The sequence below is a fragment of the Pseudorhodoferax sp. LjRoot39 genome (assembly GCF_964253035.1).
Classification (GTDB): Bacteria; Pseudomonadota; Gammaproteobacteria; order Burkholderiales; family Burkholderiaceae_C; genus Pseudorhodoferax.
This window is the reverse complement of sequence record NZ_CAXUQL020000001.1, coordinates 1-25,917: the sequence shown is the minus strand read 5'-3', so window position 1 is coordinate 25,917 and position 25,917 is coordinate 1. Positions and strand designations below refer to the sequence as shown.

The following is a 25,917-nucleotide window of genomic DNA, read 5'->3' as shown; positions in this document are numbered from 1 at the left end:
ACCACAACATCAACGACAGTTTCATGGGCTCTTCGATGTTCACCTCGGTCAGTTCCCGCTCCGCAGCCGCCTACAAGCGTGTCGGCACCCAGACCAGCGTGGAAGGCGCCAGCCCCCATCAGCTGATTTGCCTGCTTTATGAGGCCTTGCTTGCCGCATTGCGCCAGGCCCACGCGGCCACAATGCGTGGCGACATCGAGACCAAGGGCAAGGAAATCGGCAAGGCCGTGCGCATCATCGACGAGGGCCTGAAGGCGGCCCTCAACGATGCAGCGGGCGGCGAGCTGGCGACCAACCTGCGCGGTGTCTACAACTACAGCATCAGCCGCTTGACAAGAGCCAACATCCACAACGACGCGCCGATGATCCAAGAAGTGATTGACCTGATCGTGCCGGTCTACGGCGCCTGGAAAAGCATTGCCACCCCCGCCGGCCAGGCGGCCAGTTCCTGAGCAGCAGCACCATGTCGCACATGCTGATCGACTACTACAAGGCCATCGAGGACAGCAGCGTCAAGATGCTGCGGGCCGCCCAGCAGGAGAACTGGGACGAGGTGGTGCGCCACGAGGGCGCCTGCGCGGTGCTGATCGAGCAGCTGCGCCACCAGTCGCAGACCGAGCAGCTCACGGCCGAGCACCGCAAGGAGAAGGCGCGCATCATGCAACGCATCCTGCGCAACGACGCCGAGATCCGCTGCCTCACCGAGCCCTGGCTCACCCAGTTCGAGTACATGATGGAAAGCCGGCCGCAGCTGCTGCACTGAGCTGGACCGGCCGGTGGCCTGGCGCCACCGCCAAAGCAAAGAGCCGCCCGATGGGCGGCTCTTGTCGTTGGGCGGGAAGAAAACTCAGACCTGCATGTTCATGATGTCGGTGTAGGCCTGCACCATGCGGTTGCGCACGTGCAAGGTGGCCTGGAAGCCGATCTGCGCTTTCTGGATCGCCACCATGGTCTCTTCCAGGCTGACCTGGGGGTTCTCCAGCTGCACTTCGCGCGAGAGCCGACCCGATTCGCCCTGGGCGCCACTCACCGACACCAGGGCGCTCTTGAGCGCGGTGGAGAAGCCGGCCTGCTCCTTGGGCTCGGCCGCGACGCCGCGGGCGGCCGGGCTGGTCACCGGCGCGGGGCGGGCGACGGCGGAGCCGATCGAGGGGGTGAGGCGAAGATCCATGGCGCAGTCCTGGCAGGGGCGATGGCGTCCATGCTAGTGGCCGCCGGGCGCCGCCATGGTCCGAAATGCCGGTCAATCGGCGCGCTTATCCGGCGAAGAATCCGGCCGGATCTCAGAATAATCCGCCGCATCACCCCCATTGCGCACGTCCGCCCCCGCGGCGTGCCCCAAGACGATGTCCGCCGTTGCCGAAGTTCCTGCCGGTCCTCTGGTCCCCGCACCCGCGGAACCCGCTGCCGCGGGCGCGCTCGCCAAATCGCCGCTGGCCGAACGGCTGGCGCGGCTGGACCGCGCCCAGCGCATCCGGCTGGGGCTGGGCATCGGCCTGCTGCTGCTGGTGATCGTGGCCGGCTTCATGATGGGCAACCGCACCGAGTACCGCACGCTGTACAACGGCCTGACGGACAAGGACGGCGGCGCCATCGTGGCCCAGCTCACGCAGATGAATGTGCCCTACAAGTACTCCGAGGGCGGCGGCTCCATCATGGTGCCGGCCGACCGCGTGCACGACGTGCGGCTGCGCCTGGCCTCGCTGGGCCTGCCCAAGGGCTCGGTGGCCGGCTTCGAGCTCATGGAGAACAACCGCTTCGGCATGACCCAGTTCCAGGAGCGGCTGGGCTACCAGCGCGGGCTGGAGGGCGAGCTCACGCGCTCGATCCAGTCCATCGCCTCGGTGGAGAGTGCCCGCGTGCACCTGGCGCTGCCGAACCAGAACGGCTTCTTCCGCGAGCAGCAAAAGCCCTCGGCCTCGGTGCTGGTGACGCTGCGCGCCGGCCGCACGCTGGACCGCGCGCAGCTGGCCGGCATCGTGCACCTGGTGGCCTCCAGCGTGCCCGAGATGAACCCCTCGGCCGTCAGCGTGCTGGACGACACCGGCAAGCTGCTGTCGGGCGCGCCCGAGTCGGGCAGTGGCGTGGACGCGCAGCAGCTGCAGTACGTCTCCCTGATCGAGCAGCAGTACACGCGCCGCATCATGGACATCCTGGAGCCCGTGGTCGGCCGCAACAACGTGAAGGCCCAGGTCACTGCCGAGGTCGATTTCTCGCAGACCGAGCAGACCAGCGAGCAGCACCGCCCGAACCTGGCGGCCGATGCCAGCGCCGTGCGCAGCCAGCAGGTGGTGGAGACCACCACCGGCCCGCAGCCCGGCCAGCCTTCGGGCGTGCCGGGCGCGGTGTCCAACCAGCCGCCGCAGCCGGCCAACGCGCCCATCAACGGCCAGGCCCAGCCGCTGCAGGCCTCGGGCGGCGCGCAGGGTGGCCCCAGCAACAGCAAGCGCGAGTCCATCACCAACTACGAGGTCGACAAGACCGTGCGCGTGGTGCGCGGCGGCTCGGGCAGCATCAAGCGCCTGTCGGCCGCCGTGGTGGTCAACCACCAGGCCGCCACCGACGAGAAGGGCAACCCGACCACGCGGGCGCTGACGGCCGACCAGATCAGCCAGATGACGGCACTGGTGCGTGAAACCATTGGTTTCAGCCAGGACCGTGGCGATTCGGTCAACATCATGAACGCCGCCTTCGTGCAGACGGTGGAGCCGGGCGACACGCGGCCGCTCTGGCAGCAGGTGGCCACGGTGGAGAACCTGCGCAGCTTCGCCTGGCCCATCGGCATGCTGCTGCTGGCGCTGGTCGTGCTGTTCGGACTGGTGCGCCCGGGCTTCAAGGCCATGCAGCCGCCCAAGCCCGAGCCGGCATTGGCCGACGGCAGTGGCACGCCGGGTGGCCCGGATGGCGGTGGGCAGCTCGACGCGCTGGTGGCCGACGACGCCGAGCGCCCGGCGCTGGGTGGCCCAGCCCTGGGCGATGCGGTCGACCTGCAGCCGACCGACCATCAGCTGCGCCTGGAAGCGGCGCGCAAGCTGGCGCTGGAAAATCCCATCGCGGTGGCCAACATCGTGAAGGACTGGATCAACGGCGAATCCGCTTCTTCCTGACCGGAGCAAGAACATGGATGAAGAAGGTCTGACCGACGCCGCCATCTTTCTGATGTCGCTGGGCGAGGAGGAAGCGGCCGAGGTGTTCAAGCACCTTTCGCCCAAGGAGGTGCAACGCCTGGGCGAGACCATCGCCCGCACCCGCACCGTGCCGCGCGAACGCGTGGAGGCGGTGGTCAGCAAGTTCACCGAGACCGCCAGCCGACAGAGCCTCTTGGTGTCCGACACTGGCGACTACGTGAAGAACGTGCTGCGCCGTGCGCTGGGCGACGACAAGGCTTCGCTGCTGATCGACCGCATCCTGCAGGGCGGCGACATCTCCGGCATCGAGAGCCTGAAGTGGATGGACCCGCTGTCGGTGGCCGAGCTGCTGCGCAACGAGCACCCGCAGATCGTCGCCGCCATCATCGTGCACCTGGACCACGAGCAGGCGTCCGGCGTGCTCAAGCACCTGACCGAGCGCCTGCGCAACGACGTGCTGCTGCGCGTGGCCACGCTGGAGGGCATCCAGCCCACCGCGCTGAAGGACCTCAACGAGGTGCTGTTCAAGGTGCTGGCCGGCGGCGACAAGATCCGCAAGTCCTCGCTGGGTGGCGTCAAGGCGGCGGCGGAGATCATCAACTTCCTGGGCACCAACCTGGAGAGCACGGTCATCGAATCCATCCGCGGCCACGACCCGGACCTGGCGCAGAAGATCATGGACAAGATGTTCGTGTTCGACGACCTGCTGAACCTGGACAACAAGTCCATGCAGGTCATGCTCAAGGAAGTGCAGTCCGATGCGCTCATCGCCGCGCTCAAGGGGGCCGCGCCCGAGCTCAAGGAGAAGATCCTGTCCAACATGTCCAGCCGCGCCGCCGAGTCCATGCGCGAAGACCTGGAATCGCGCGGCCCGATGCGCCTGTCCGAGGTCGAGGCGCAGCAGAAGGAAATCTTGAAGACCGTGCGCCGGCTGGCCGACGAGGGCCAGATCGTCCTCGCGGGCGGCGGCGATGACGCGTTGATCTGATGTCCACGGCCCGCCACCGCATGTACACCCGCTTCATCCCGGGCGAGGAAATCGGCGCGGTCGCGGCCTGGAAATTCGGCCGCCTGGGCGGGCCGGAGCCCGAACCGGAGCCGCTGCTGGAAGCGGAGTTGCCTGAGCCGCAACCCGAACCCGAGCCCGAGCCGGAGGAAGCCCGCCTGCAGCGCGCCTACGACGCCGGCCATGCCGCCGGCTATGCCAGCGGCCATGCCGATGCGGCACGCGTGGGCCATGAGCAGCTGGACGCCTATGTCGGCGGCCAGGGGCGCGAGAACGCGGCCCAGCTGGCGGCCGTGGTGCAGCAGCTGCAGCAACGGCTGGCGGAGGGCGAGCAGCGCCAGGCACGCCAGGTGCTGGATCTGGCCGCCGAGCTGGCGCGCCAGATCGTGCGCCGTGAGCTGGCCGTGCAGCCCGATGCCGTGCTGCCCGTGGTGCGCGAGGCGCTGGCGCTGCTGGGGGCCGAGCACAAGGCGGCCACCGTGACGCTGAACCCCGAGGACCTCGCTGTGGTGGAGGCCGCGCTGCGCGAGGAGCATGCGGCGCTGCAGGTGAACTGGATCGCCGACGCGCAGCTGGAGCGCGGCGGTTGTCTGGTGGAGGCCGCGGGCACCGTGGTCGACGGGCGGCTGCCGGCGCGCTGGCGCCGTGCGCTGGCCCAGCTGGGGCTGGACGCGCCCTGGCAGCAGGAGAGCGGCGATGCCTGAAGCCGAGGCGCCCACCGCCGCCTGGGACGGCCTGCTGGACACGGCCCTGGCGCGCGTGCGCGCCGGCACCACGCTGGAGGTGCGCGGCACGCTCACGCGGCTGGCGGGCCTGGTGCTGGAGGCCACGGGTGTGCGCGTGCCGGTCGGCTCGCAGGTCCACATCCAGATGCCGGGCCAGGCGCCGGTGCTGGCCGAGGTCGTGGGTTTCGCGGGCGAACGCGCCTTCCTGATGCCGGCCGGCGACGTGCACGGCCTGTCGCGCGGCGCCAGCGTCACGCCGGCACCGCCCTATGTGCCCGTGCCGCGCCTGGGCGACCTGCCCGACGGCGCCGCTCCGCCGGCCGAAGGTGTGCTGCGCCTGCCGCTGGGCGAAGGGCTGCTGGGCCGCGTGGTCGATGCCCAGGGCCTGCCCATGGACCACCAGGGGCCGGTGCGGGATGTGCGGGCCCTGCCGATGGACCGCCAGCCCATCAACGCCATGGACCGAGACCCCGTGCGCACGGCGCTGGACACCGGCGTGCGCGCCATCAACGCCATGCTGACCGTGGGCCGCGGCCAGCGCCTGGGCCTGTTCGCCGGCTCCGGCGTGGGCAAGAGCGTGCTGCTGGGCATGATGGCGCGCTACACCGCGGCCGATGTGATCGTGGTCGGCCTGATCGGCGAGCGCGGCCGCGAGGTGAAGGAATTCGTCGAGGACATCCTGGGCGAGGACGGCCGCGCGCGTTCGGTGGTGGTGGCCGCGCCGTCGGACGCGCCGCCGCTGCTGCGCATGCAGGGCGCGGCGTATGCCACCGCCGTGGCCGAGTACTTCCGCGACCAGGGCAAGCATGTGCTGCTGCTCATGGATTCGCTGACGCGCTACGCGATGGCCCAGCGCGAGATCGCACTGGCCATCGGCGAGCCACCCGCCACCAAGGGCTACCCACCCTCCTGCTTCGCCAAGCTGCCGGGCCTGGTGGAGCGCAGCGGCAACGGCAAGGACGGCCATGGCTCGATCACGGCCTTCTACACCGTGCTGTCCGAGGGCGACGACCAGCAGGACCCGATCGCCGATGCCGCGCGCGCCATCCTGGACGGACACATCGTGCTGTCGCGCGCGCTGGCCGAATCCGGCCATTACCCGGCCATCGACATCGAGCAGTCGGCCTCGCGGGTGATGCACAACGTGGTGAGCCAGGAGCATTTCCTGCTGGCGCGGCATTTCCGCGCCGTCTACTCGCGCTACCAGAAGGGCCGCGACCTGGTGCAGATCGGCGCCTACGCACCCGGTGCCGACCCGCAGCTCGACGAGGCCGTGCGGCTGGCGCCCGGCATGGCCGAGTTCCTGCAGCAGGACATGTTCGCCTGCTCGCCGATGCAGCAGAGCGTGCGCCAGATGGCGATGGCGCTCGATCCCGAAGGGGCGTGAAATGAAACCACTCCCGTTTGGACTTCTCACTTCGTGTAGAAGTCCCATCCCCCCTCAAGGGGGCGCACCCGGCGGCCTGGCAGAGCCAGTTCCGCGGCTGCGCTGGCATGGCCTGCTCCGCGGCCTTCTGAACCGCTGCTTGCGAGCCGGTTTCGTGTCCTGCGGGTGGCGCGCCAGCGCCGTGGACAACTGAAATGTCCAAGCAACTGCTCAAGACCCTGGCCCTGGCCATCGAGCTGGCCGAGCGCCGGCGCGATGCCGCCAGCCAGGCCCTGGGCCAGGCCCAGCAGCGCCGCGTCGCGGCCGAGCAGCAGCTCGCGCAACTGAGCGGCTACGCCCAGGAGACCGAGCAGCGCTGGGAATCGCAGGCCCGCATCAGCGCGCTGCCCGAACTCATGCTGCACCACCACCGCTTCATGGCGCGGCTGGACGAAGCCATCGCCATGCAGCGCCGTGCCGTGGCCGAGCAGCTGCGCCGCGAAGAGATGGCCCGCCAGGCGCTGCTGCAGGCCGAGTTGCGCGTGGCGACGCTGCGCCAGGCGGTGCGCCGCAAGGAAGAGGCCATGGCCCTGGTACAGACACGCCGCGACCAGCGGCAGACCGATGAAATGGCCGCCGTGCGCCACGCCCTGACGCGGCGCCAGCAGGCCGAGGAGGAAGAACATGGGCATTGAAAAAGGAGCGGCGGCCGGCCACGCGGGCGCCGCCGCGGCGCAGCGGACCGGCGCGGGCGCCAAGGCCGCAGCGCAGGCCGCGGCCGGTGGCGACTTCCTGGCCCTGATGTCGGCCCTGGAAGACAGCCTGGGCCTGGCCGAGGGCGATGCCGCTGGCTGCTTGCCTGGCGCAGCCCAGCCCGAGGGCCAGCGCGGCCGGCGCGATGCCGACGCGCTGCCAGCCCCAGCGGATGCGGCGGCCCTGGCCCTGTTGCTGCCCGTGCCGGCGCCGATGCCGGCCCCGGCCACCCCCGGGCTGGCGCAGCCGCCATCCGCCGCGGTGGCGGCCGAGGCCACCGCCACCCCGCTGGTGGTGCAGCCCGAGGACGGCAAGACCAGCGGCGCGGGCGAGCGCCAGGCAGCGCAGGCAACGCAGATAGCGCAGGTAGCGCAGGGGGCACCGGTCGGTGGCCAGGCCGCGCCGGGCACCGCCGCCGTGGCCGATCCGCGCCTGGCACCGCAGTACGCCAGCGTGTTCGAGCAGCTCCAGCAGCACCTCGCTGCACGCGAGCAGGCGGCACCCGAACCGGGCTCGCGGCAGCCCCCCCCGGTCGCCGCATGGGCCGGCCAGCCGCGCGAGATGCGCGAGCCGGCCCGGGCCGAGCGGGCCCTGTCAGGCCCCGTGCGTGCCGACGTCCAGGCGCTGGTGCCGGAAGTGGTCGGTCTGGGCGCCGGTGGCGGCGCCCGCCGTGGCGGGCAGGAAGCCGCCGGCGATGGCACGGGCCAGCACGGCGGCTCCCATGGCGCTGCCGGCTGGGCCGCGCCGGATTTCACGCCCACCGTGCAGTACGACGCGACGCTGGCCAACCTGGACGCCTCGGCGCAGCCCGATGCGGCGTTCGACCGGCAACTGGCCGATCAGCTGCGCCATTGGGCCAGCCAGGGCGTGCGCAGCGCCGAGCTGACGGTGGGCACCAGCGAGCCGGTGCAGGTGCGCATCGCGCTGGACGGCAACGAAGCCCAGGTGCAGTTCCGCGCCGAGCACGCCGCCACGCGCGACATGCTGGCCGGCACCGTGGACCAGCTGCGCGACCTGCTCGGCGCCCAGGGCCTGGTGTTGTCCGGCGTGTCGGTCGGTGCGCACGGCGCGCACGACGGCCGTGGCGAGGCGGGAACGCAAGCCGGCGGGCAGGGCGCACGCCAGCCGGCCGCGCAGCCCGCGCCAGCCACAGAGACCGTGGCCGTGGCGGCCGGGCCGCGCCGGCCCGCGGGTGCGCTGGACCTCTATGTCTGAAGAAGGCGGGGCATATATGCCTGTTTTCCCAGCCTAATCCGCTGATCGGTCTGTCGATCCGGGTCAATAATCCGGCCAGAACCGATCCCAGCCCCGAAGACAAAGGAAACCGCCGTGTCCGCTCCTGCTGCCGCCGACGCCGCACCCAAGCCCAAGGGCAAGAAGCCCCTGATCCTGGGTGTCGTGGCCGTCCTGTTGCTGGCCGTGGCTGGCGCGGCCTGGATGCTGCTGGGCCGCGGCCATGCCGACGAGGAAGAGGCCGACGCCACCCCAGCGCCTGCCGCCCATGCCAAGAAGGGCAAGGAGGCGGCACCGCCCGTCTACCTGCCGCTGGAGAACATGGTGGTGAACCTGGCCGATGCCGGCGGTGAGAAGTTCGCCCAGGTCGGCGTGACGCTGGAGCTCATGGACCAGAAGACCTCCGACCAGGTCAAGGCGCACCTGCCCGGCATCCGCAGTTCGGTGCTGATGCTGGTGTCGCAGCGCACCTCGGAAGAGCTGCTCACGCGCGACGGCAAGGAGAAGCTCGCCCACGACATCCTGCGCGAAGCCTCCGCGCCGCTGGGCTACGAGGTCGAAGAGGACGAGCCACCGGCCCAGGAAGGCAAGCCGCGCAAGCGCCCGCGCCCGGCCGCGTTCAACCCGATCTACCGCGTGCTCTTCTCCAGTTTCATCATCCAGTGATGGGGCCACGCCATGAGTGAGTCGTTCCTTTCGCAGGAAGAGGTCGATGCCCTGCTGGAGGGCGTGACCGGCGAGAGCCAGAAGGATGTCGAGGAGGTCGTCGAGACCGGCGAGATCCGCAACTACGACATCTCCAGCCAGGAACGCATCGTCCGTGGCCGCATGCCGACCATGGAGATCGTGAACGAGCGCTTTGCGCGCAACTTCCGCGTCGGCCTGTTCAACCTGATCCGCCGCAGCCCCGAGATCTCGGTCGGCACCGTGACCGTGCAGCGCTACAGCGCCTTCCTGCGCGAGCTGGCCGTGCCCACCAACTTCAACATCATGGCCGTCCGCCCGCTGCGCGGCAGTGGCCTGGTGGTGTGCGAGCCCTCGCTGGTGTTCGGCGTGATCGACACGCTGTACGGCGGCGCCGGCAAGTACCACACCCGCATCGAGGGCCGCGAGTTCTCGGCCACCGAGCAGCGCGTGATCAACCGGCTGCTGGACGTGATCGCTGGCGAGTACAAGAAGGCCTGGCACGGCATCTATCCGCTGGAGCTGGACTACCAGCGCTCGGAGATGCAGCCGCAGTTCGCCAACATCGCCACGCCCAGCGAGATCGTGGTGTCCACCGCGTTCCAGCTGGAGATCGGCGACATCGCCGGCGTGATCCATGTCTGCATCCCCTACTCCACGCTGGAGCCGATCCGCGACGTGCTGTATTCGTCCACCCAGGGCGACTCGGTCGAGGTCGACCGGCGCTGGGTCTCGGTGCTGTCGCGCGAGATTCAGTCGGCCGAGGTCACGCTGGTGGCCGAGCTGGCCCGGGCCGACGCCACGGTGGAGCAGCTGCTGGCCATGAAGCCGGGCGATTTCATCGAACTGGAGCGCCAGCCCAGCATCACCGCCACCATCGGCGGCGTGCCCATCTTCGAGTGCCAATACGGCACGCACAACGCCAAGTACGCGATCCGCATCGAGGAATGCCTGCGCGGCAACGACATCCATCCGGAGGACCGCCATGGCCACTGAAGATCCCAAAGACAACACCGAAGAAGATCCGATGGCCGCCTGGGCCGAGGCGCTGGAGGAGCAGAAAGCCACCGCGCCCGACCCCGAGCAGGGTGGCCCTCTGTCCGGGGCCGAGGCCGCGCCGCGCCAGGCCTTCAACAAGGACGGCACCATGCAGGACATCAACATGGTGCTGGACATCCCGGTCACCCTGTCGGTGGAACTGGGGCGCGTGAAGGTGCCGATCAAGTACATCCTGCAGCTCGCGCAGGGCTCGGTGGTGGAGCTCGACGCACTGGCCGGCGAGCCCATGGACGTGCTGGTCAACGGCTACCTGATCGCCCAGGGCGAGGTGGTGGTCGTGAACGACAAGTTCGGCATCCGCCTGACCGACGTGGTGACGCCCTCCGAACGCCTGCGCCGCGTCAGCCGCGGCGGTTGACTCCCAGATGTCGATTTCTTCGCAGACCCTGCTGGTCGTGGCCCTGTTCGTGGCCGCGCTGTGCACGCTGCCCTGGGCTGTCAAGTGGCTGCAGCGGCGCGTGCAGGGCGGCATGGCCGCCGCCGGCCCGGCCTCGCGCCTGGTCGGCGCGCTGGCCGTGGGGCCGCAGCAGCGCGTGGTGACGGTGGAGGTGGGCCCGCCCGGTGCGCGCACCTGGCTGGTGCTGGGCGTGACGGCGCAGTCGGTCAACCTGCTGCACAGCATGCCAGCCGGTGCGCCGGACTTCGCCGGCGCGCTGGTGAAGGCCGAGGCCACGCCGGCTCCCGCGCCGGAGGTCAAGCCGTGAACCCGCGCCTGGCCGGGCTGGCCGGGCTGGCCCTGCTGGCCGGGCCGGCGCTGGCGCAGAACAACGCGACGCTGCCGCTCATCATCGGCAGCGGGCCGGGCGGCAGCAGCTACTCGGTGCCGATCCAGACGCTGCTGTTCTTCACGGCGCTGTCCTTCCTGCCGGCCGTCCTGCTCATGATGACGGGCTTCACGCGCATCGTGATCGTGCTGTCGCTGCTGCGCCAGGCGCTGGGCACGCAGTCGGCGCCGCCCAACCAGGTCGTCGTCGGCCTGTCGCTGTTCCTCACGCTGTTCGTGATGGGGCCGACGCTGGACAAGGTGTACCAGGAGGCCTATGTGCCCTACACCAACAACACCCTGAACTTCGAGCAGGCGGTGGCCCGCGGCGAGGCGCCGATGCGCGAGTTCATGCTCAAGCAGACGCGCCAGTCCGACTTCTCGCTGTTCGCGCGGCTGGCGCAGCTCGATGCGTCCGTGACGGCCGAGACCGCGCCGCTGCGCGTGCTGGTGCCGGCCTTCGTGACGAGCGAGCTCAAGTCGGCGTTCCAGATCGGTTTCATGATCTTCATCCCGTTCCTGGTCATCGACATCGTGGTGGCCAGTGTGCTGATGTCGCTGGGCATGATGATGCTGTCGCCGGTGCTGGTGGCCTTGCCGTTCAAGCTCATGGTCTTCGTGCTGGCCGACGGCTGGAACCTGTTGATCGGCTCACTCGCTTCCTCGTTCGCCAGATGAGCCCGCAATTCGTCCTCACGCTCGGCCAGGAGGCGCTGACGCTGCTGCTCATGGTGTCGGCCCCGGTGCTGGCCATCGTGCTCGTGGTGGGGCTGGTGATCAGCATCTTCCAGGCCATCACGCAGATCCACGAGGCCACACTGTCCTTCGTGCCCAAGCTCATCGCGGCGCTGCTGGTGCTGGCCCTGGCCGGGCCCTGGATGCTGACCACGCTGGTGGACTACGTCCGGCGCATGATCGAGATGATTCCCCAGCTTCCACAGTGATCACTTTCAGCGAAGCGCAGCTGGTGGCCTGGATCTCGCCGATCCTGTGGCCCTTCCTGCGCGTGCTGGCGCTGTTCACGGCCATGCCGATCTTTTCCATGCGCGCCGTGCCCATGCGCGCGCGCGTGGCGCTGGCCTTCCTGATCGCCGTGGCCGCCCAGCCCACCCTGGTGGGCCAGCCCATCATTGGCATCAACAGTCCGCAGGCGCTGGGTGCGGTGGTGCAACAGGTCGGCATCGGCCTGGCCATCGGCTTTGCGGTGCGGCTGGTGTTCACGGCCGTGGAGTTGGCCGGCGAACTCGTGGGCCTGCAGATGGGCCTGAACTTTGCGGCCTTCTTCGACCCGGCCAGCAACGCGCAGGTCAGCGCCGTCTCGCGCTTCATGGGCACCATCTCCATGCTGCTGTTCATCGTGGTCAATGGCCACCTGATGGTGCTGATGGCCGTGGTCCGCAGCTTCGAGGCCTTCCCGGCCGACGGCAACTTCCTCGACTCGCTGGCGCGGCTGCAGATGCACGGTCTGGGCCGCGAGATCTTTGCCAGCGCGCTGTGGATCGCGCTGCCCATGATTGGCCTGCTGCTGTTCGTCAACCTCACGCTGGGCATCGTCTCGCGCGTGGCGCCGCAGATGAACGTCTTCGCCGTGGGCTTTCCGGTCACGCTGGTGATGGGGCTGATCGGCATCGCGGCGACGCTGCCGCTCATGGACCAGCCCATGATGGCGCTGATGGAGCGCACCATCGCGCTGTTCGGGCCGCGCTAGTGGCCCAGGGCGCGCTGTTCGACGAACCGGCGCAGCAGGGCGTCGTGGTGCTGGGGCGGGAGGCCCGCGTGCTGCGCGGCTTCGCGCTGCCATGGGTGGACCGGCTGCTGGCCGCGCTGGCCGAGGTCGAGCGCGCCGCGCCGCCGCGGCACATGGTGACACCGGGCGGGCTGGCCATGTCGGTGGCCAACACCAACTGCGGCGCGCTGGGCTGGGTGTCGGACCGGCGCGGCTACCGCTACAGCGCTACCGATCCCCTGAGCGGTCTGCCCTGGCCGGCGATGCCGGCGGCCTTCGCCGAACTGGCGCTGGCGGCTGCGGCGGCCACCGGCTTCGCGGGCTATGCGCCCGATGCCTGCCTGGTCAACCACTACCGGCCCGGTACGCGGCTGTCGCTGCACCAGGACAGAGACGAGCGCGACCACCGCGCGCCCATCGTCTCGGTCTCGCTGGGCATGCCGGCGGTGTTCCTGTTCGGCGGCCTCGTGCGTGCCGACAAGGCGGCGCGCGTACCGCTGCAGCATGGCGACGTGGTGGTTTGGGGCGGGGTGGATCGCCTGCGCTTTCACGGCGTGCTGCCGCTCAAGGACCTGCCGCACCCCGTGCTGGGCGCGGAACGCATCAACCTGACGCTGCGTCAGGCCGGCTGAGGCGCGCTGGCCGCGTCGAGTGCGGCGATCTCTGCCGCCGCGAGTTGCAGCCCGGCAGCCTTGGCAAAGCTTTCGACCTGGCGCACGCTGGTGGCGCTGGCGATCGGCGCGGTCACACCCTCGCGCGCGATCAGCCAGGCCAGCGCGACCTCGGCCGGCGTGGCGCTGTGCGCTTCGGCCACAGCGTCGAGCGCCTTCAGGATGGCCGTGCCGCGCGCGTTGAGGTACTTGGCCACCCCTCGGCTGCGTGCGCTGCCGGCCAGGTCGGCCTCGCTGCGGTACTTGCCCGACAGGAAGCCCGAGGCCAGGCTGTAGTAGGTGACCACGCCCAGGCCCTCGCGCACGCACAGGTCGCGCAGCGGGCCTTCGTAGGAGGGGCGGTCCGCCAGGTTGTATTCGGGCTGCAGCACCTGGTAGGCGGGCAGGCCCTGGCTGCGCGCCACGGCCAGCGCGTCGCCCAACTGCTGCGCGCTGTAGTTCGACGCGCCGATGGCGCGCACCTTGCCGGCGGCCTGCAGTCTGGCGTAGGCGTCCAGCGTTTCTTCGTGCGGGGTGTCCGGGTCGGGCCAGTGCGAGAAATACAGGTCGATGCGCTCCACGCCCAGGCGGCGCAGCGAATCTTCCACGGCGCGGGCGATCCAGTCGGCGGCCAGGCTGCGCTTGCCCTGGCCCATGTCGGAGCCGACCTTGGTGAACAGCACGACCTGGTCGCGCCGGCTCGGGCGGGCCTTGAGCCATTTGCCGAGGATGGTCTCGGATTCGCCGCCCTGGTTGCCGGCGGCCCAGCGCGAGTACACGTCGGCCGTGTCGATGGCGTTGAAGCCGTGGTCGACGAAGGCGTCGAGCGCCGAGAAGCTGGTGGCCTCGTCGATGGTCCAGCCGAACACGTTGCCGCCGAAGACGACGGGGGCGATGGCGATGCCGGTGGCACCCAGGGGACGCAGTTGCATGGACGATTCCTTCAGACGAGGCCGTTGCGGATGGCGTAGACGGTCAGTTCGGCGTTGTTGCCGAGGTTGAGTTTCTCGAGTGCGCGGGTGCGGTAAACGCTCACGGTCTTGGGGCTCAGCATGAGCTCCTCGGCGATGTCCGACAGGCGCTTGCCGCTGGCGATCTTGACCACCGTCTGCAGCTCGCGCTCGGACAGCGCGGCGTGCAGCGATTCCTGTGCCGGCTTGGCCAGGCTGTCCACCAGCATCTGCGCGACCTCGGGCGTCACGTAGTTGCGGCCCTGGGCCACGGTGCGCACGCCGCGCACCAGTTCCTCGGGGTCGCCGGCCTTGCTGAGGTAGCCCTTGGCACCGGCGCGCAGGCAGCGCAGCGCGTACTGGTCCTCCGGGTACATGGAGACCACCAGCACCTTCACGGTGGCGCCGGACTCGCCCAGACTGGACAGTACCTCCATGCCGCCGCGGCCGGGCATGTTGAGGTCCAGCACCAGCACGTCGCAGGGAGTCTTGCGCAGCTGCTCGCGCACCTCGGCGTAGCTGGACGCCTCGCCCACGACCTGGATGTCGACGGCCTCGGCCAGTGTGTCGCGGATGCCGCGGCGCACCACGGCGTGGTCGTCGCAGAGCACGACGCGGATCATGCGGACTCTCCTTGGGTCAGGCGCTCGGCCGCCGCGGCGTCCAGCGGGATGGACAGGACGATGGTGGTGCCGGCGCCGGGCCGGCTGGAGATGTCGAGCCAGCCGCCCACCGTCTTGGCGCGCTCGGACAGGCCGCGCAGCCCGAAGGACCGCGGCTTGGCCAGCGCCTCGGGCGCGATGCCGCGGCCGTTGTCGCTGACCTCCAGCGTCAGCACGCCTTCGCCGTCGGACAGGTCGATCGCCACGCGGCTGCACTCGGCGTACTTGGCGGCATTGGTCAGCGCCTCCTGCGCCGTGCGGTAGGCCACCAGCGCCAGGGTCTTGTCGATGTCCACGCCGGCCGGCGGGGCGGCCAGCACGGTGGCCACGCCGGTGCGGCGCTCGAAGGCCTCGGCCAGCCAGCCGATGGCGGCCACCAGGCCCTGGTCGAGGATGGGAGGGCGCAGGTTCATCATGATGCGTTGGCTGGCCTCCAGCGCGTGCTGCAGCATCTCGCTGGCGGCCTGGGTGTGGGCCTGCATCGCGGCGTCCTGCTGGCTGTGGCGGGCGATCCAGGCCAGGTCGAGCCGGATCGCGGCGAGCGAGCCGCCGATGTCGTCGTGCACCTCGCGCGCGATCGCCGCGCGCTCCTGCTCGATGGAGGTCTGCAGGTGCTCGGTCAGCGCGGCCAGGCGGCGCTCGGAGTCCGCCAGCTCGGCGTCGGCCCGGGCCTGGTCCTGGCGCGCCTGCCAGACCTCGATGGCGCGCATGATCACGTGCGGCAGCTTGCCGATGTGGTCCTTGAGCACGTAGTCCGACAGACCGATGCGGATGGCCTCCACCGCGGCGGCCTCGCCGATGGCCCCCGACAGCAGCACGAAGGGCGGGCGCTGCGCGCGCGCGCGCAGCAGGGCCCAGGCGTCCAGCGCGGTGAAGCCGGCCAGGTGGTAGTCGGCCAGGACCACGTCGAAGCGGGCCTGCCCCAGGCGCAGCGCGAAGTCCTCCAGCGTTTCCACGCGCTCCATGGCGAAGGCCATGCCATGCTTGCGCAGCGTCAGGGCCACGAGCTGGTGGTCGATTTCGGAGTCTTCCAGGTGCAGGACCCGGATCGGAGCAGGGGTGGCGTTGTCGGCCATGGACGGGCTTGCGGCGGTGATGGGAGCTGTACGGTACGCAACGCCTGTCTCCCCGGCGCTGCACTTCGTCGCCCCATCCTACACATTTGGTGAGCCTGTCCCCAAACCGCACTAATATCAGGCAAACATTCGCTCAGTAATGCAGCTTCTCCCGTGTTATGGAGACACCCATGTCGGCAGAGTCAGACCAGTCCCAGACACCGGCAGTGCAGCTGCCGGTCATGGTCGTGGCCGACCTGCAGGACTCGCTGATGGTCGTGATGCACGACCTGCAACGGCTGGACAGCCTGCTGGCCCACACCATGGACAACCTGATGGAGCGCTTCGACAAGGTGCACAGCGCCTTGGCGGAGCCGCAGCACCACGAGGCCCTGGGGCAGGTGCGCGGCACGCTGCGCGACGCTGTGACCGAGCTGCAGTTCCAGGACATGGCTTCGCAACTGATTGCCCACACCACCAAGGTGCTGCAGGGCTGCGCCTACAAGCTGGCCGCCGAATCCATGGGGGAGGGCCCCGAGGAGGAGCCTGCCGCACCGTTCGGCGCCCCGACCAACGGCCGCCCCAACCCCGTCACCCAGAGCGAGATGGACGCTGGTTCGATCGAGCTGTTCTGACCTCTCCTTGCACACACTGCCTACCTCGCCCGGAGTTCTTCCAATGCATTCGATCCTCGCCGTAGACGACTCGCCTTCCATGCGCAAGATGGTGTCGTTCACCCTGACCGGGGCCGGCTACAACGTGGTGGAGGCTGTGGACGGCCAGGACGCCTACGAGAAAGCCCAGGCCCAGTCCATCGACCTGGTACTGGCCGACCAGAACATGCCCCGGCTGGACGGCCTGGGCCTGACGCGCAAGCTGCGCGAGAACCCCAAATTCAAGACCGTGCCCATCCTGATCCTGACCACTGAATCGAGCGACCAGATGAAGCAGGCCGGCCGTTCGGCCGGGGCCACCGGCTGGCTGGTCAAGCCCTTCGATCCGGCGCGCCTGATCGAAGTCATCCAGAAAGTCATCCGCTGACCGCCGCGAGGAGCTTGCATGGCTGAACACACCCAGGAAGCCGGAGGCGGTGGCGCCGACTTCGATCTGAGCCAGTTCTACGAGATCTTCTTCGAGGAGGCCGGTGAGAACCTGGACCAGATGGAGCAGATGCTGGTCGGGCTGGACCTCTCGCAGGCCGACGACGAGGCGCTGAACGGCATCTTCCGCTGCGCCCACTCGATCAAGGGCGGCGCGGCGACCTTCGGTTTCCGCGACGTGACCGAACTCACACACCACATGGAGTCGTTGCTGGACAAGCTGCGCCGCCATGAGATCACGCCCGTGCCGCAGATGGTGGACGTGCTGCTGGAGTCGGCCGACGCCTCGCGCAGCCTGCTCGCGCGCCACCAGAACGGTGGCCAGGGCGAGGTGCCGCCGACGGCCGGGCTGGTGCAGCGCATTGCCGATCTGGCCGCGGGCCATGCGCCTGTGGCGGCGGCACCTGCACCTGCGCCGGCTCCCGCACCGGCGCCCGTCGCCGCGCCGGCACCTGCCCCCGTGGTGGCTGCGGAGCCGCTGCCGCCCGGCGTGCGCCGCCTGAAGATCCACATCGGACCGCTGCCGCAGCCCGAACTGGCCGATGCGCTGCAGGATCTGTTCCGCGACATCCCCGGCCTGGGCACGATGACGCCGCTGGACAGCGCGCAGCCGGACCGCCGCAGCTACGACGTGACGACCAGTTCGTCCAACGAGGACCTGCTCGATCTGTTCGTCTTCCACGTGGCCAAGGAACTGGTGGACATCCGTGAAGAGGGCGCAGCGCCTTCGGAAGATCCGCTGGCCGCCGAGGAGGCACGCGCCGCCGCGCTGGACCAGGCTGCAGCGCAGGGCCGGCCAGCGAGCGCGCCGGTGCCTGAGAGCGAGAGCTTCGGCTTCTTCCAGGAGCTGCCCGCCCCGGCGCCGTCCGCTGCGGCCCCGGCCCGCGTGGCTGCCGCAGCGCCGGCTGCCGCGGCTGGCGCGGCCAGCCAGTCTTCGCTGGAGGCGACCTCGATCCGCGTGGCCGTCAGCAAGGTCGACCAGATCATCAACCTGGTGGGCGAACTCGTCATCACCCAGGCCATGCTGGCGCAGAACAGCCGGGCACTGGAGCCGGCGCTGCACCAGCAGCTGTTCGCCGGCCTGGCCGACCTGGACCGCAACACGCGTGATCTGCAGGAATCGGTGATGTCGATCCGCATGATCCCGATGTCCTTTGTCTTCAACCGCTTCCCGCGCATGCTGCGCGACCTGGCCAACAAGCTGGGCAAGAAGGTGGACTTCGTCACGCAGGGCGAGGCGACCGAGCTGGACAAGGGTCTGGTGGAGAAGATCACCGACCCGCTGACCCATCTGGTGCGCAACAGCTGCGACCACGGCATCGAGATGCCGGCCGACCGCCTGGCCGCCGGCAAGCCGGAGCACGGCACGATCACGCTGGCGGCCTCGCACCAGGGCGGCTCCATCGTGATCGAGGTGCGCGACGACGGCAAGGGCCTGTCGCGCGAGAAGATCCTGTCCAAGGCGCGCGAGCGCGGCCTGGCGGTGTCCGACAGCATGCCCGACAGCGAGGTCTGGCAGCTCATCTTCGCGCCGGGCTTCTCCACCGCCGAGGTGGTGACCGATGTGTCGGGCCGCGGCGTGGGCATGGACGTGGTCAAGCGCAACATCGCGGCCCTGGGCGGCACGGTGGACATCGATTCGGACTTCGGCCGCGGCATGAAGGTCTCGGTGCGGTTGCCGCTGACGCTGGCCATCATGGACGGCATGTCGGTGCGCGTGGGCGACGAGGTCTACATCCTGCCGCTGTCGGCGGTGGTGGAGTCCTTCCAGGTGCAGGACGACGCCGTGAGCACGGTGGCGCAGGGCGCGCAGCTGGTCAAGGTGCGTGACGAGTTCATGCCCGTGATCGAGCTGGAGCGCCTGTTCCAGGTGCCGCCTTCGACCGACAACGGCGGCAGCGGCATCATGGTGGTGGTGGAGTCCGAGGGCAGCCGGGCCGCGCTGCTGGTGTCCGAGTTGCTGGGCCAGCACCAGGTGGTGGTGAAGAACCTGGAATCCAACTACCGCAAGGTGGCGAACGTCTCGGGCGCCACCATCCTGGGCGACGGCAAGGTCGCCCTCATTCTTGACATTGGCGCACTGGTGCGCCGCACGCGGCATTGACGGGGATTGGCATGGCAGCAGTTCTGGAACAGAGCGACGGCGCGAACGCAACGGTGGCGGGCGAGTACCTGACCTTCCGGCTCGGCCAGGAGGAATACGGCATCGACATCCTGAAGGTGCAGGAGATCCGCGGCTACGAGCAGCCCACGCGCATCGCGCATGCGCCGTCCTTCCTCAAGGGCGTGGTGAACCTGCGCGGCACCATCGTGCCCATCGTCGACATGCGGCTGAAGTTCAACTGCTCGCAGGCCGAGTACAACAGCTTCACGGTGGTCATCATCCTGCATCTGCGCGCGCGCATCGTGGGCATCGTGGTGGACTCGGTCAGCGACGTGCTGCAGCTGCAGGCCGACCAGATCCGCCCGGCGCCGGAGGTGGAGACCTCGGTGGACGCGAACTGCATCGTCGGCCTGGGCGCACTCAGCGAGCGCATGCTGATCCTGCTGGACATCGAGCGCCTGATGTCCGGCGTGGACATGGGGCTGGTCGCGGCCTGAGCCGCGCCGCGCACACCATGGCGGCTGTCATGGCAACCGGTCAGGATGCTTCGGTGGGCCGCGAGTTCGCCTGGACCCAGGCGGACTTCACGCGCGTGCAGCGCCTGATCTACCAGCGTGCCGGCATCTCCCTGCACGACGGCAAGCACGCCATGGTCTATAGCCGGCTGTCGCGCCGCCTGCGCGACACCGGCTACGACAGCTTCGACGACTACCTGAGCTGGCTGGAGCGCGACGACGGCGCCGAATGGCAGGAGTTCGTCAACGCGCTGACCACCAACCTCACGGCCTTCTTCCGCGAGCAGCACCATTTCGTGTTGCTGGACCAGCACCTGCGCCAACACCGGCCGGCCGGCAGCGGCTGGCGCATCTGGTGCAGCGCGGCCTCGACCGGCGAGGAGCCGTATTCCATCGTCATGACGGCGATGGAGGCGCTGGGCGGGGCCACTGGCTTCGGCCTGTGGGCCAGCGACATCGATTCCAAGGTGCTGGCCACGGCGCAGCGCGGCGTGTACCGGCTCGAATCGCTCAAGGGCGTGAGCCAGGAGCGGCTGCAGCGCTTCTTCCTGCGGGGCAAGGGCAGCAACGAGGGCCTGGTGCGCGTGCGGCCCGAGCTGATCAAGGCGGTCGAGTTCCTGCCCGTGAACCTGATCCGCAACGACTGGCCGTTCCGCGAGCCCTTCGACGTGGTGTTCTGCCGCAACGTGATGATCTATTTCGACGCGCCGACGCAGCGCCAGGTGCTGGAGCGCATCCACCGCGTGATGAAGCCGGGCGGCCTGCTGTTCGTGGGCCATGCCGAGAATTTCAGCGAGTCGCGTGACCTGTTCACGCTCAAGGGAAAGACCGCATATGAGCGTCGCTGAGACAGGCTCCCTCGGTGGCCGCCGTGCGGCGCCGCCCATCGCCGCCCCCGCGGCGCGCAGCGGGCCTGGGGCGGTGTCGCTGCAGCAGCTCAAGAGCGCGCCGCGCAAGCCGGGCGAGGCTTCCTTCTTCTACCTGGACCACCACTTCCAGTACAACGCCGTGAAGGTGCTGCCGGGCGAGTACTTCGTCTCGGGCGACGACATCGTGATGATGACGGTGCTGGGCTCGTGCATCTCGGCCTGCCTGTGGGATTCGCGTGCGCGCATCGGCGGCATGAACCACTTCATGCTGCCCGAGGGCGGTGGCGAGGACGGCTTCGGCCGCTACGGCTCCTACGCGATGGAGCTCTTGATCAACGAGCTGCTCAAGAGCGGTGCGCGGCGCGAATCGCTGCAGGCCAAGATCTTCGGCGGCGCTCAGGTGATGGCCAACTTCACGACCATGAACGTGGGCGAGCGCAACACCAAGTTCGTGGTGGACTACCTGCAGACCGAGCGCATCCCGCTGCTGTCGCAGGACGTGCTGGACATCTACCCGCGCAAGGTCTGCTTCTTCCCGGAGACGGGCAAGGCCATGGTCAAGCGGCTGGCCCATGCCCATCCGGAGCAGATCGAGATCCACGAGAAGAACGGCAATGCCGCCACCGTGGCCAAGTCCAACGCGGGCGGCTCCGTGGACCTGTTCTGAAGAGTTTCGAGATGGCAAAGATCCGTGTTCTGGTGGTGGACGATTCGGCGCTGGTGCGAAGCCTGCTGACGGAGATCATCAACCGCCAGCCCGACATGACCTGCGTGGGCGCGGCCAACGACCCGCTGGTGGCGCGCGAGATGATCCGCGAGCTCAACCCCGATGTGGTGACGCTGGACATCGAAATGCCGCGCATGGACGGCATCGACTTCCTGGGCCGGCTGATGCGCTTGCGGCCCATGCCGGTGGTGATGGTGTCCACGCTGACGGCGCAGGGTGCCGAGGTGACACTGCGCGCGCTGGAGCTGGGCGCGGTCGACTTCGTGGCCAAGCCGCGCATCGGCCTGGCCACCGGCCTGCAGGAGTTGGCGGGCGAGATCGTCGAGAAGGTGCGTGTGGCCTCGGTCGCCAAGTTCCGCAAGCCGGCGCCGGTGGTTCCAGCGTCGGCCGGCACTGCGGCGCCGGCCAGCCCGGCGCCGCGCAGCGGCCTGCTGGGCCGCGTGTCGACCGAAAAGCTGATCTGCATCGGTGCCTCCACGGGCGGCACCGAGGCGATCCGGGAAGTCCTGGTGGCCATGCCGGCCGATGCGCCAGCCATCGTCATCACGCAGCACATGCCGCCGGGTTTCACGACCAGCTTCGCGACGCGGCTGAACGGGCTGTGCCGCATCACCGTGAAGGAGGCGCAGCACGGCGAGCGCATCCTGCCAGGCCATGCCTACATCGCGCCGGGCGGCAGGCAGTTCCGCATCGAACGCAGCGGGGCCAACTATGTGGCGGTGGTGGAGGATGCGCCACCGGTGAACCGGCACCGGCCTTCGGTGGAGGTGCTGTTCCTATCGGCGGCTGCGCTGGTGGGCCGCAATGCCTACGGCATCATGCTGACCGGCATGGGCAACGACGGCGCGCGTGCCATGCGCGAGATGCGCGACAAGGGCAGCTACAACTACGCCCAGGACGAGGCCAGCTGCGTGGTGTTCGGCATGCCCAAGGAGGCGATCGCCCATGGCGCCGTGGACGAGGTGCTGCCTTTGACGCAGATCGCACCGGCCCTGCTGGCCAAGCTGGGCAGTGCCACCGACCGGCTGCACCACCGCATCTGATCAGAGCATCGCGTCGGGCGCCAGCGGGCCGATCAGCTTGAGCAGCCACTGCATGCCCAGGCCCGCATCGGGCTCGAAGCGGGTGCGGATGGGTGGACCGTCCGGCGCATGCCAGACCAGCCGGCCGTCTTCGAGCGCCACGCGGTAGGCGTCCTGTTCCAGTACGGGCTTGGCCATGTCTTCGGCCTGGCGGGCGAGCGTGCCGCTGCGGATCAGCAGCGCGATCTCGCTGTTCTGCAGCTGCGAGCGCAGGTCCAGGTTCATCGAGCCGACCACCAGCAGGCTGTGGTCCAGCACCAGGGTCTTGGCGTGCAGGCTCGCGCGCGAGGTGCCGACGCTGCCGCCCGCGCCGGGTTGGCGCGGCGGGCTGCTTTCGGAGCCACGGCGCGCCACGCGCGCCATGCCGGCCGAGCCGCCGGTCAGCACCGAGTCGCCCGCGCCGAGCTCGGCCCGCATCTCGTAGAGCTCCACACCCATTTCCAGCAGGCGCTTGCGGTAGCGCGCGTAGCCCACATGGGCCAACGGAGCATCGGTGGCGGCCAGCGAATTGGTCAGCACACGCACCCGCACGCCGGCGCGGCGCAGTTGCGCGAACACGTCCATCATGGGCTCGCCGGGGACGAAGTAGGGCGAGACGATGAACAGGTCTTCGCGCGTGGCCGCCATCAGGCGCAGCAGGCCATCGACGACGGTGTCGTCCTGGCCTTCCTGTTCGGAGGCGATCTTGTCGGCCTTGTCCACGAGCAGCAGCGAGGGGGCCCAAGTCAGCCGCGCGGGTGAGAGGTCCAGCGGCGATGCGCCGGGGGCAGTATCGGGCTGGTCGAGCGGATCGTCGGGCTTCTTGAGCGCGTCGAGTTCGGCGGGGCTCAGCAACGATTGCACGGGGTAGGCGAGTTCGTTGTTCCAGTAGGCGTCGAAGCTGGCCGACATGGTGCGCACGATGCGACCGGCGGCCAGCACGTCGAGGTCGATGAAGTTGCTCTCTTCACCCTGGCCGAAGTAGGCGTCGCCGAGGTTGCGCCCGCCCGTGATGCCCACGGTGTTGTCGGCGATGAAGGCCTTGTTGTGCATGCGCCGCTGGGCCTGTTCGATGTTGCCCAGCGACCCCAGCAGCCGGCCGGCGAGCGAGCGCCGCGAACCGGGCAGCGGGTTGTACAGCCGGACCTCGATGTTGGGAACGAAGGCCAGCCGCAGCACCTGCGCGTTGGCGCCCGTGGTGTTGAAGTCGTCCAGCAGGATGCGCACGCGCACGCCGCGCGCGGCCGCCTCGCGCAGGCGCTGCAGCAGCTGGCCGGTGCTGGGGTCTGCGAGGATGGCGTAGTACTGCAGGTCCAGCGTCTTGTCGGCTGCGTCGATCAGGCTGAGCCGGCTGGTGTACGCGGCTTCGGTTCCGCCCAGCAGCCGAAAGCCCGAGGCGTGGCGTTGGCTGGTGCGGGCGATGTGCTCGGCCACACTGCGGCCCAGGCGTGTGTCGTCGGCCTGTTGCAGGGCGTGGGAGACGGGGCGCGGCACCTCGGACGGCAGGCTGGCGCAGGCGGTGAGGCACAGCGCCACCCACGCGATGAGCAGCCGCAGGACCGAGAACTGGGAGGGCTGAGGCTGGAGGCGGCTGGACTGCGGCATGGCGCCATGAAGGTAGCCATGCGCCGACGCGGTGTCTGTAGGCGCAGCCGCTGCGCCATTGTGGGCTCAGCCCGCCTGGTCGAGGAGTTCCCAGCGCTCCATGGCTTGCAGCAGCTCGTCGTCCAGCGTACTGTGGCGCCGGGCCAGTTCAGTGGCGCGCGCGCCGTTGGTGGCGTAGAGGGCGCCGCCGTCGAGTTCGGCATCGATCTGTTTCTGTTCGGCTTCCAGCGCGGCGATGCGGGCAGGCAGTGTCTCCAGCTCGCGTTGCTCCTTGTAGCTGAGCTTGCGGCGCGTCGGCGCTGCCGCGGCGGGGGGGGAACTGGGCTTGGGGGCCGCGGCGGGCTCTGGTGCGGTCGCGGTGGCGGCCTCATGGGCGCGCACGCGGCGCGACTGGTCCAGCCAATCCTGCACCGAGCCTTCGTACTCACGCCAGCGCGCCGGCTGCTGCGGCGTGGGCTCGTGGGCGATGATGCTGGTCACCACGTTGTCGACGAAGGCGCGGTCATGGCTGACCAGGAACACGGTGCCGGGGTAGTCCTGCAGCAGTTCCTCGAGCAGTTCCAGCGTGTCGATGTCCAGGTCGTTGGTCGGCTCGTCGAGCACCAGCACGTTGGCCGGGCGCGCGAACAGCCGGGCCAGCAGCAGGCGGTTGCGCTCGCCGCCAGAGAGCGAGCGGACAGGGGAGTTGGCGCGGGCCGGCGAGAACAGGAAATCGCCCAGGTAGCTCTTGACGTGCTTGCGCTGGTTGCCGATCTCGATCCATTCGCTGCCGGGGCTGATGAAGTCCTCTAGCGTGGCGTCCAGGTCGATCGCATTGCGCATCTGGTCGAAGTAGGCCACTTCCAGGTTGCTGCCGCGGCGCACGCTGCCCTTGTCGGGCTCCAGCTCGCCCAGGATCAGCTTGAGCAGCGTGGTCTTGCCGGCGCCGTTGGCGCCCAGCAGGCCGACCTTGTCGCCGCGCAGGATGGTGGCGGTGAAGTCCTGGACGATGCGGCGTTCGCCGAACGACAGGCCGACTTCGGTCAGCTCGGCGACGATCTTGCCGCTGCTCTGGCCGGTGGCCAGGTCCATGCGCACACGGCCCACCGCGTCGCGCCGCGCCGCGCGGGACGCGCGCAAGGCCTCAAGCCGGCCGATGCGGCTCTGGCTGCGCGTGCGCCGCGCTTCCACGCCTTTGCGCACCCAGACCTCTTCCTGCGCGAGCAGCTTGTCGGCCTTGGCGTTGATCACAGCTTCCTGTGCCGCTTGCTCTGCCTTGTCGCGCTGGTAGGTGGCGAAGTTGCCCGGGTAGGACATCAGCTGGCCACGGTCCAGCTCGACGATGCGGGTGGCGACGCGGTCCAGAAAGCTGCGGTCGTGCGTGATGGTCACGATGCTGCCCTTGAAGTCGATCAGCAGTTCTTCCAGCCAGGCGATCGAATCGAGGTCCAGGTGGTTGGTCGGCTCGTCCAGGAACAGAACGTCCGGGCGCGCGACGAGCGCCTGCGCCAGCGCCACGCGCTTGCGCGTGCCACCGGAGAGGTCGCCCACGCGGGCGTCGGCATCCAGGTGCAGGCGCTGCAGCGTCTCGGTCACGCGCTGCTCCCAGTTCCAGGCATCGAAGGCCTCGACCTGCGTCTGCAATGCATCCAGATCGATGCCGTCCTCGCCAGACAGGTAGGCGTCGCGCGCAGCGATCGCCGTGGCGAGCCCGGCGCTGGCCGCAGCGAACACGCTGTCGTCGGCCTGCAGCACGGGCTCCTGGGCGACGAACGCCAGCCGCAGGCCTTGCTGCACATGCATGGTGCCGTCGTCCGGCTTCTCGATGCCCGCGAGAATTTTCAGCAGGGACGACTTGCCCGCGCCGTTTCGCCCGATGAGCCCCACGCGCTCGGCGCTTTCGAGGGAGAACTGTGCGCCGTCGAGCAGTGCAACGTGACCGAACGCGAGATGCGCATCCAAGAGAGAGATCAATGCCATAGGGTGAAAATTATCCCGGCATCGTCACCTCGCGGCACGCGGCAGCAGCACATCGTCGAAAAAATTTTGCAGGGGCCAGACAAGTTGTTGTATAGTCGTGGGCTTCGCTGATCACAGCTGTAAACGCTGTGATCCACCGGTTGAGCCAAGTGGTTCGGCGGGTTGAAAAAAGAAAAGCGAAAAAGTTGACCGGTCTTTTAAAAACGTGTCATAATCT

Annotated in this window: 29 protein-coding genes; 23 read left to right on the top strand and 6 right to left on the bottom strand. The window is 69.3% G+C overall.

The window, feature by feature from the left end:
* The first annotated feature begins 23 nt into the window (after positions 1–23).
* The gene (gene fliS, locus ACSQ4M_RS00145) at positions 24–452 is read left to right on the top strand and encodes a flagellar export chaperone FliS (protein WP_436187663.1); all 429 of its coding nucleotides are present in this window, start codon (positions 24–26) and stop codon (positions 450–452) included.
* Positions 453–463: 11 nt separating this feature from the next.
* Positions 464–763, top strand: a complete 300-nt coding sequence (locus ACSQ4M_RS00140) for a flagellar protein FliT (RefSeq protein ID WP_436187662.1) — start codon at positions 464–466, stop codon at positions 761–763.
* Between the two features lie 84 nt (positions 764–847).
* Here ACSQ4M_RS00140 and fliE read toward each other — a convergent pair whose 3' ends face one another.
* Complete coding sequence (gene fliE, locus ACSQ4M_RS00135) at positions 848–1,171, bottom strand: flagellar hook-basal body complex protein FliE (protein WP_056667493.1); 324 nt, start codon at positions 1,169–1,171, stop codon at positions 848–850.
* 175 nt (positions 1,172–1,346) lie between these two features.
* Here fliE and fliF point away from each other — a divergent pair, with 175 nt between their 5' ends.
* From fliF to alkB, 14 genes are all read left to right on the top strand, one after another.
* Entirely contained in the window at positions 1,347–3,107 is a 1,761-nt protein-coding gene (fliF, locus tag ACSQ4M_RS00130) for a flagellar basal-body MS-ring/collar protein FliF (RefSeq protein ID WP_436187661.1), read from the top strand.
* A 13-nt stretch (positions 3,108–3,120) separates the two neighbouring features.
* On the top strand, positions 3,121–4,116 hold the full coding sequence (fliG, locus tag ACSQ4M_RS00125) for a flagellar motor switch protein FliG (protein WP_056667499.1): 996 nt from the start codon (positions 3,121–3,123) through the stop codon (positions 4,114–4,116).
* On the top strand, positions 4,116–4,838 hold the full coding sequence (locus ACSQ4M_RS00120; RefSeq protein WP_436187660.1) for a FliH/SctL family protein: 723 nt from the start codon (positions 4,116–4,118) through the stop codon (positions 4,836–4,838). Before fliG ends, ACSQ4M_RS00120 begins: the two co-directional genes overlap by 1 nt.
* Entirely contained in the window at positions 4,831–6,246 is a 1,416-nt protein-coding gene (gene fliI, locus ACSQ4M_RS00115) for a flagellar protein export ATPase FliI (RefSeq protein ID WP_436187659.1), read from the top strand. Before ACSQ4M_RS00120 ends, fliI begins: the two co-directional genes overlap by 8 nt.
* Before the next feature lie 194 nt (positions 6,247–6,440).
* Positions 6,441–6,920, top strand: a complete 480-nt coding sequence (gene fliJ / locus ACSQ4M_RS00110) for a flagellar export protein FliJ (RefSeq protein WP_436187658.1) — start codon at positions 6,441–6,443, stop codon at positions 6,918–6,920.
* On the top strand, positions 6,910–8,193 hold the full coding sequence (locus tag ACSQ4M_RS00105) for a flagellar hook-length control protein FliK (protein WP_436187657.1): 1,284 nt from the start codon (positions 6,910–6,912) through the stop codon (positions 8,191–8,193). Before fliJ ends, ACSQ4M_RS00105 begins: the two co-directional genes overlap by 11 nt.
* A 114-nt stretch (positions 8,194–8,307) precedes the next feature.
* Positions 8,308–8,877 carry a flagellar basal body-associated FliL family protein gene (locus ACSQ4M_RS00100; protein WP_436187656.1) on the top strand — a complete coding sequence of 190 codons (570 nt, stop codon included), beginning with the start codon at positions 8,308–8,310 and terminating at the stop codon, positions 8,875–8,877.
* Between the two features lie 12 nt (positions 8,878–8,889).
* Positions 8,890–9,891, top strand: coding sequence for a flagellar motor switch protein FliM (gene fliM / locus ACSQ4M_RS00095; RefSeq protein WP_436187655.1), 1,002 nt, complete (start codon positions 8,890–8,892; stop codon positions 9,889–9,891).
* The gene (gene fliN, locus ACSQ4M_RS00090) at positions 9,881–10,312 is read left to right on the top strand and encodes a flagellar motor switch protein FliN (protein WP_436187654.1); all 432 of its coding nucleotides are present in this window, start codon (positions 9,881–9,883) and stop codon (positions 10,310–10,312) included. Before fliM ends, fliN begins: the two co-directional genes overlap by 11 nt.
* A gap of 7 nt (positions 10,313–10,319) precedes the next feature.
* Entirely contained in the window at positions 10,320–10,658 is a 339-nt protein-coding gene (locus ACSQ4M_RS00085) for a FliO/MopB family protein (RefSeq protein WP_436187653.1), read from the top strand.
* A complete protein-coding gene (fliP, locus tag ACSQ4M_RS00080) occupies positions 10,655–11,395 on the top strand; it encodes a flagellar type III secretion system pore protein FliP (RefSeq protein WP_436187652.1) in 741 nt (246 codons plus the stop codon). Before ACSQ4M_RS00085 ends, fliP begins: the two co-directional genes overlap by 4 nt.
* Positions 11,392–11,661 (top strand): flagellar biosynthesis protein FliQ, encoded by a 270-nt coding sequence (fliQ, locus tag ACSQ4M_RS00075; RefSeq protein ID WP_056667529.1) that lies wholly within the window; start codon positions 11,392–11,394, stop codon positions 11,659–11,661. Before fliP ends, fliQ begins: the two co-directional genes overlap by 4 nt.
* A complete protein-coding gene (gene fliR, locus ACSQ4M_RS00070) occupies positions 11,658–12,425 on the top strand; it encodes a flagellar biosynthetic protein FliR (RefSeq protein ID WP_436187651.1) in 768 nt (255 codons plus the stop codon). Before fliQ ends, fliR begins: the two co-directional genes overlap by 4 nt.
* 14 nt (positions 12,426–12,439) lie before the next feature.
* The gene (gene alkB, locus ACSQ4M_RS00065) at positions 12,440–13,075 is read left to right on the top strand and encodes a DNA oxidative demethylase AlkB (protein ID WP_436193943.1); all 636 of its coding nucleotides are present in this window, start codon (positions 12,440–12,442) and stop codon (positions 13,073–13,075) included.
* Here alkB and ACSQ4M_RS00060 read toward each other — a convergent pair.
* The 3 genes from ACSQ4M_RS00060 to ACSQ4M_RS00050 are packed head-to-tail and all read right to left on the bottom strand — an operon-like array spanning position 13,063 to position 15,781.
* A complete protein-coding gene (locus ACSQ4M_RS00060) occupies positions 13,063–14,025 on the bottom strand; it encodes an aldo/keto reductase (RefSeq protein ID WP_436187650.1) in 963 nt (320 codons plus the stop codon). The two genes, alkB and ACSQ4M_RS00060, sit on opposite strands and share 13 nt — an antisense overlap.
* 11 nt (positions 14,026–14,036) lie before the next feature.
* The gene (locus ACSQ4M_RS00055; RefSeq protein WP_436187649.1) at positions 14,037–14,666 is read right to left on the bottom strand and encodes a response regulator; all 630 of its coding nucleotides are present in this window, start codon (positions 14,664–14,666) and stop codon (positions 14,037–14,039) included.
* Positions 14,663–15,781, bottom strand: coding sequence for an ATP-binding protein (locus ACSQ4M_RS00050; RefSeq protein WP_436187648.1), 1,119 nt, complete (start codon positions 15,779–15,781; stop codon positions 14,663–14,665). Before ACSQ4M_RS00050 ends, ACSQ4M_RS00055 begins: the two co-directional genes overlap by 4 nt.
* 170 nt (positions 15,782–15,951) lie before the next feature.
* Here ACSQ4M_RS00050 and ACSQ4M_RS00045 point away from each other — a divergent pair, with 170 nt between their 5' ends.
* The 7 genes from ACSQ4M_RS00045 to ACSQ4M_RS00015 are packed head-to-tail and all read left to right on the top strand — an operon-like array spanning position 15,952 to position 22,118.
* On the top strand, positions 15,952–16,395 hold the full coding sequence (locus ACSQ4M_RS00045) for a hypothetical protein (RefSeq protein ID WP_436187647.1): 444 nt from the start codon (positions 15,952–15,954) through the stop codon (positions 16,393–16,395).
* Positions 16,396–16,438: 43 nt separating this feature from the next.
* A complete protein-coding gene (locus tag ACSQ4M_RS00040) occupies positions 16,439–16,801 on the top strand; it encodes a response regulator (RefSeq protein ID WP_056667547.1) in 363 nt (120 codons plus the stop codon).
* A gap of 18 nt (positions 16,802–16,819) precedes the next feature.
* Entirely contained in the window at positions 16,820–18,964 is a 2,145-nt protein-coding gene (locus ACSQ4M_RS00035; RefSeq protein ID WP_436187646.1) for a chemotaxis protein CheW, read from the top strand.
* Between the two features lie 11 nt (positions 18,965–18,975).
* Positions 18,976–19,461: a chemotaxis protein CheW gene (locus tag ACSQ4M_RS00030; RefSeq protein ID WP_436187645.1), complete on the top strand. Its 486-nt coding sequence runs from the start codon at positions 18,976–18,978 to the stop codon at positions 19,459–19,461.
* A 29-nt stretch (positions 19,462–19,490) separates the two neighbouring features.
* Positions 19,491–20,327, top strand: coding sequence for a CheR family methyltransferase (locus ACSQ4M_RS00025; RefSeq protein WP_436187644.1), 837 nt, complete (start codon positions 19,491–19,493; stop codon positions 20,325–20,327).
* Positions 20,314–21,015, top strand: coding sequence for a chemoreceptor glutamine deamidase CheD (gene cheD / locus ACSQ4M_RS00020; protein WP_436187643.1), 702 nt, complete (start codon positions 20,314–20,316; stop codon positions 21,013–21,015). The genes ACSQ4M_RS00025 and cheD overlap by 14 nt, the downstream gene beginning before the upstream one ends.
* A gap of 11 nt (positions 21,016–21,026) precedes the next feature.
* Positions 21,027–22,118 (top strand): protein-glutamate methylesterase/protein-glutamine glutaminase, encoded by a 1,092-nt coding sequence (locus ACSQ4M_RS00015; protein ID WP_436187642.1) that lies wholly within the window; start codon positions 21,027–21,029, stop codon positions 22,116–22,118.
* On the opposite strand, the gene ACSQ4M_RS00010 is transcribed toward ACSQ4M_RS00015, so the two are convergent.
* A complete protein-coding gene (locus ACSQ4M_RS00010; protein ID WP_436187641.1) occupies positions 22,119–23,741 on the bottom strand; it encodes a phospholipase D-like domain-containing protein in 1,623 nt (540 codons plus the stop codon).
* A 66-nt stretch (positions 23,742–23,807) separates the two neighbouring features.
* Positions 23,808–25,700: an ABC-F family ATP-binding cassette domain-containing protein gene (locus ACSQ4M_RS00005; protein ID WP_436187640.1), complete on the bottom strand. Its 1,893-nt coding sequence runs from the start codon at positions 25,698–25,700 to the stop codon at positions 23,808–23,810.
* Positions 25,701–25,917: the final 217 nt, after the last annotated feature.

Bases quoted from the DNA above. Each gene is read 5' to 3' on its own strand.
- fliS (WP_436187663.1), top strand. From the start codon at position 24: ATGGGCTCTTCGATGTTCACCTCGGTCAGTTCCCGCTCCGCAGCCGCC.
- ACSQ4M_RS00140 (WP_436187662.1), top strand. From the start codon at position 464: ATGTCGCACATGCTGATCGACTACTACAAGGCCATCGAGGACAGCAGC.
- fliE (WP_056667493.1), bottom strand. From the start codon at position 1,171: ATGGATCTTCGCCTCACCCCCTCGATCGGCTCCGCCGTCGCCCGCCCC.
- fliF (WP_436187661.1), top strand. From the start codon at position 1,347: ATGTCCGCCGTTGCCGAAGTTCCTGCCGGTCCTCTGGTCCCCGCACCC.
- fliG (WP_056667499.1), top strand. From the start codon at position 3,121: ATGGATGAAGAAGGTCTGACCGACGCCGCCATCTTTCTGATGTCGCTG.
- ACSQ4M_RS00120 (WP_436187660.1), top strand. From the start codon at position 4,116: ATGTCCACGGCCCGCCACCGCATGTACACCCGCTTCATCCCGGGCGAG.
- fliI (WP_436187659.1), top strand. From the start codon at position 4,831: ATGCCTGAAGCCGAGGCGCCCACCGCCGCCTGGGACGGCCTGCTGGAC.
- fliJ (WP_436187658.1), top strand. From the start codon at position 6,441: ATGTCCAAGCAACTGCTCAAGACCCTGGCCCTGGCCATCGAGCTGGCC.
- ACSQ4M_RS00105 (WP_436187657.1), top strand. From the start codon at position 6,910: ATGGGCATTGAAAAAGGAGCGGCGGCCGGCCACGCGGGCGCCGCCGCG.
- fliM (WP_436187655.1), top strand. From the start codon at position 8,890: ATGAGTGAGTCGTTCCTTTCGCAGGAAGAGGTCGATGCCCTGCTGGAG.
- fliN (WP_436187654.1), top strand. From the start codon at position 9,881: ATGGCCACTGAAGATCCCAAAGACAACACCGAAGAAGATCCGATGGCC.
- ACSQ4M_RS00085 (WP_436187653.1), top strand. From the start codon at position 10,320: ATGTCGATTTCTTCGCAGACCCTGCTGGTCGTGGCCCTGTTCGTGGCC.
- fliQ (WP_056667529.1), top strand. From the start codon at position 11,392: ATGAGCCCGCAATTCGTCCTCACGCTCGGCCAGGAGGCGCTGACGCTG.
- ACSQ4M_RS00060 (WP_436187650.1), bottom strand. From the start codon at position 14,025: ATGCAACTGCGTCCCCTGGGTGCCACCGGCATCGCCATCGCCCCCGTC.
- ACSQ4M_RS00055 (WP_436187649.1), bottom strand. From the start codon at position 14,666: ATGATCCGCGTCGTGCTCTGCGACGACCACGCCGTGGTGCGCCGCGGC.
- ACSQ4M_RS00050 (WP_436187648.1), bottom strand. From the start codon at position 15,781: ATGGCCGACAACGCCACCCCTGCTCCGATCCGGGTCCTGCACCTGGAA.
- ACSQ4M_RS00045 (WP_436187647.1), top strand. From the start codon at position 15,952: ATGTCGGCAGAGTCAGACCAGTCCCAGACACCGGCAGTGCAGCTGCCG.
- ACSQ4M_RS00040 (WP_056667547.1), top strand. From the start codon at position 16,439: ATGCATTCGATCCTCGCCGTAGACGACTCGCCTTCCATGCGCAAGATG.
- ACSQ4M_RS00035 (WP_436187646.1), top strand. From the start codon at position 16,820: ATGGCTGAACACACCCAGGAAGCCGGAGGCGGTGGCGCCGACTTCGAT.
- ACSQ4M_RS00030 (WP_436187645.1), top strand. From the start codon at position 18,976: ATGGCAGCAGTTCTGGAACAGAGCGACGGCGCGAACGCAACGGTGGCG.
- ACSQ4M_RS00025 (WP_436187644.1), top strand. From the start codon at position 19,491: ATGGCAACCGGTCAGGATGCTTCGGTGGGCCGCGAGTTCGCCTGGACC.
- cheD (WP_436187643.1), top strand. From the start codon at position 20,314: ATGAGCGTCGCTGAGACAGGCTCCCTCGGTGGCCGCCGTGCGGCGCCG.
- ACSQ4M_RS00015 (WP_436187642.1), top strand. From the start codon at position 21,027: ATGGCAAAGATCCGTGTTCTGGTGGTGGACGATTCGGCGCTGGTGCGA.
- ACSQ4M_RS00010 (WP_436187641.1), bottom strand. From the start codon at position 23,741: ATGCCGCAGTCCAGCCGCCTCCAGCCTCAGCCCTCCCAGTTCTCGGTC.
- ACSQ4M_RS00005 (WP_436187640.1), bottom strand. From the start codon at position 25,700: ATGGCATTGATCTCTCTCTTGGATGCGCATCTCGCGTTCGGTCACGTT.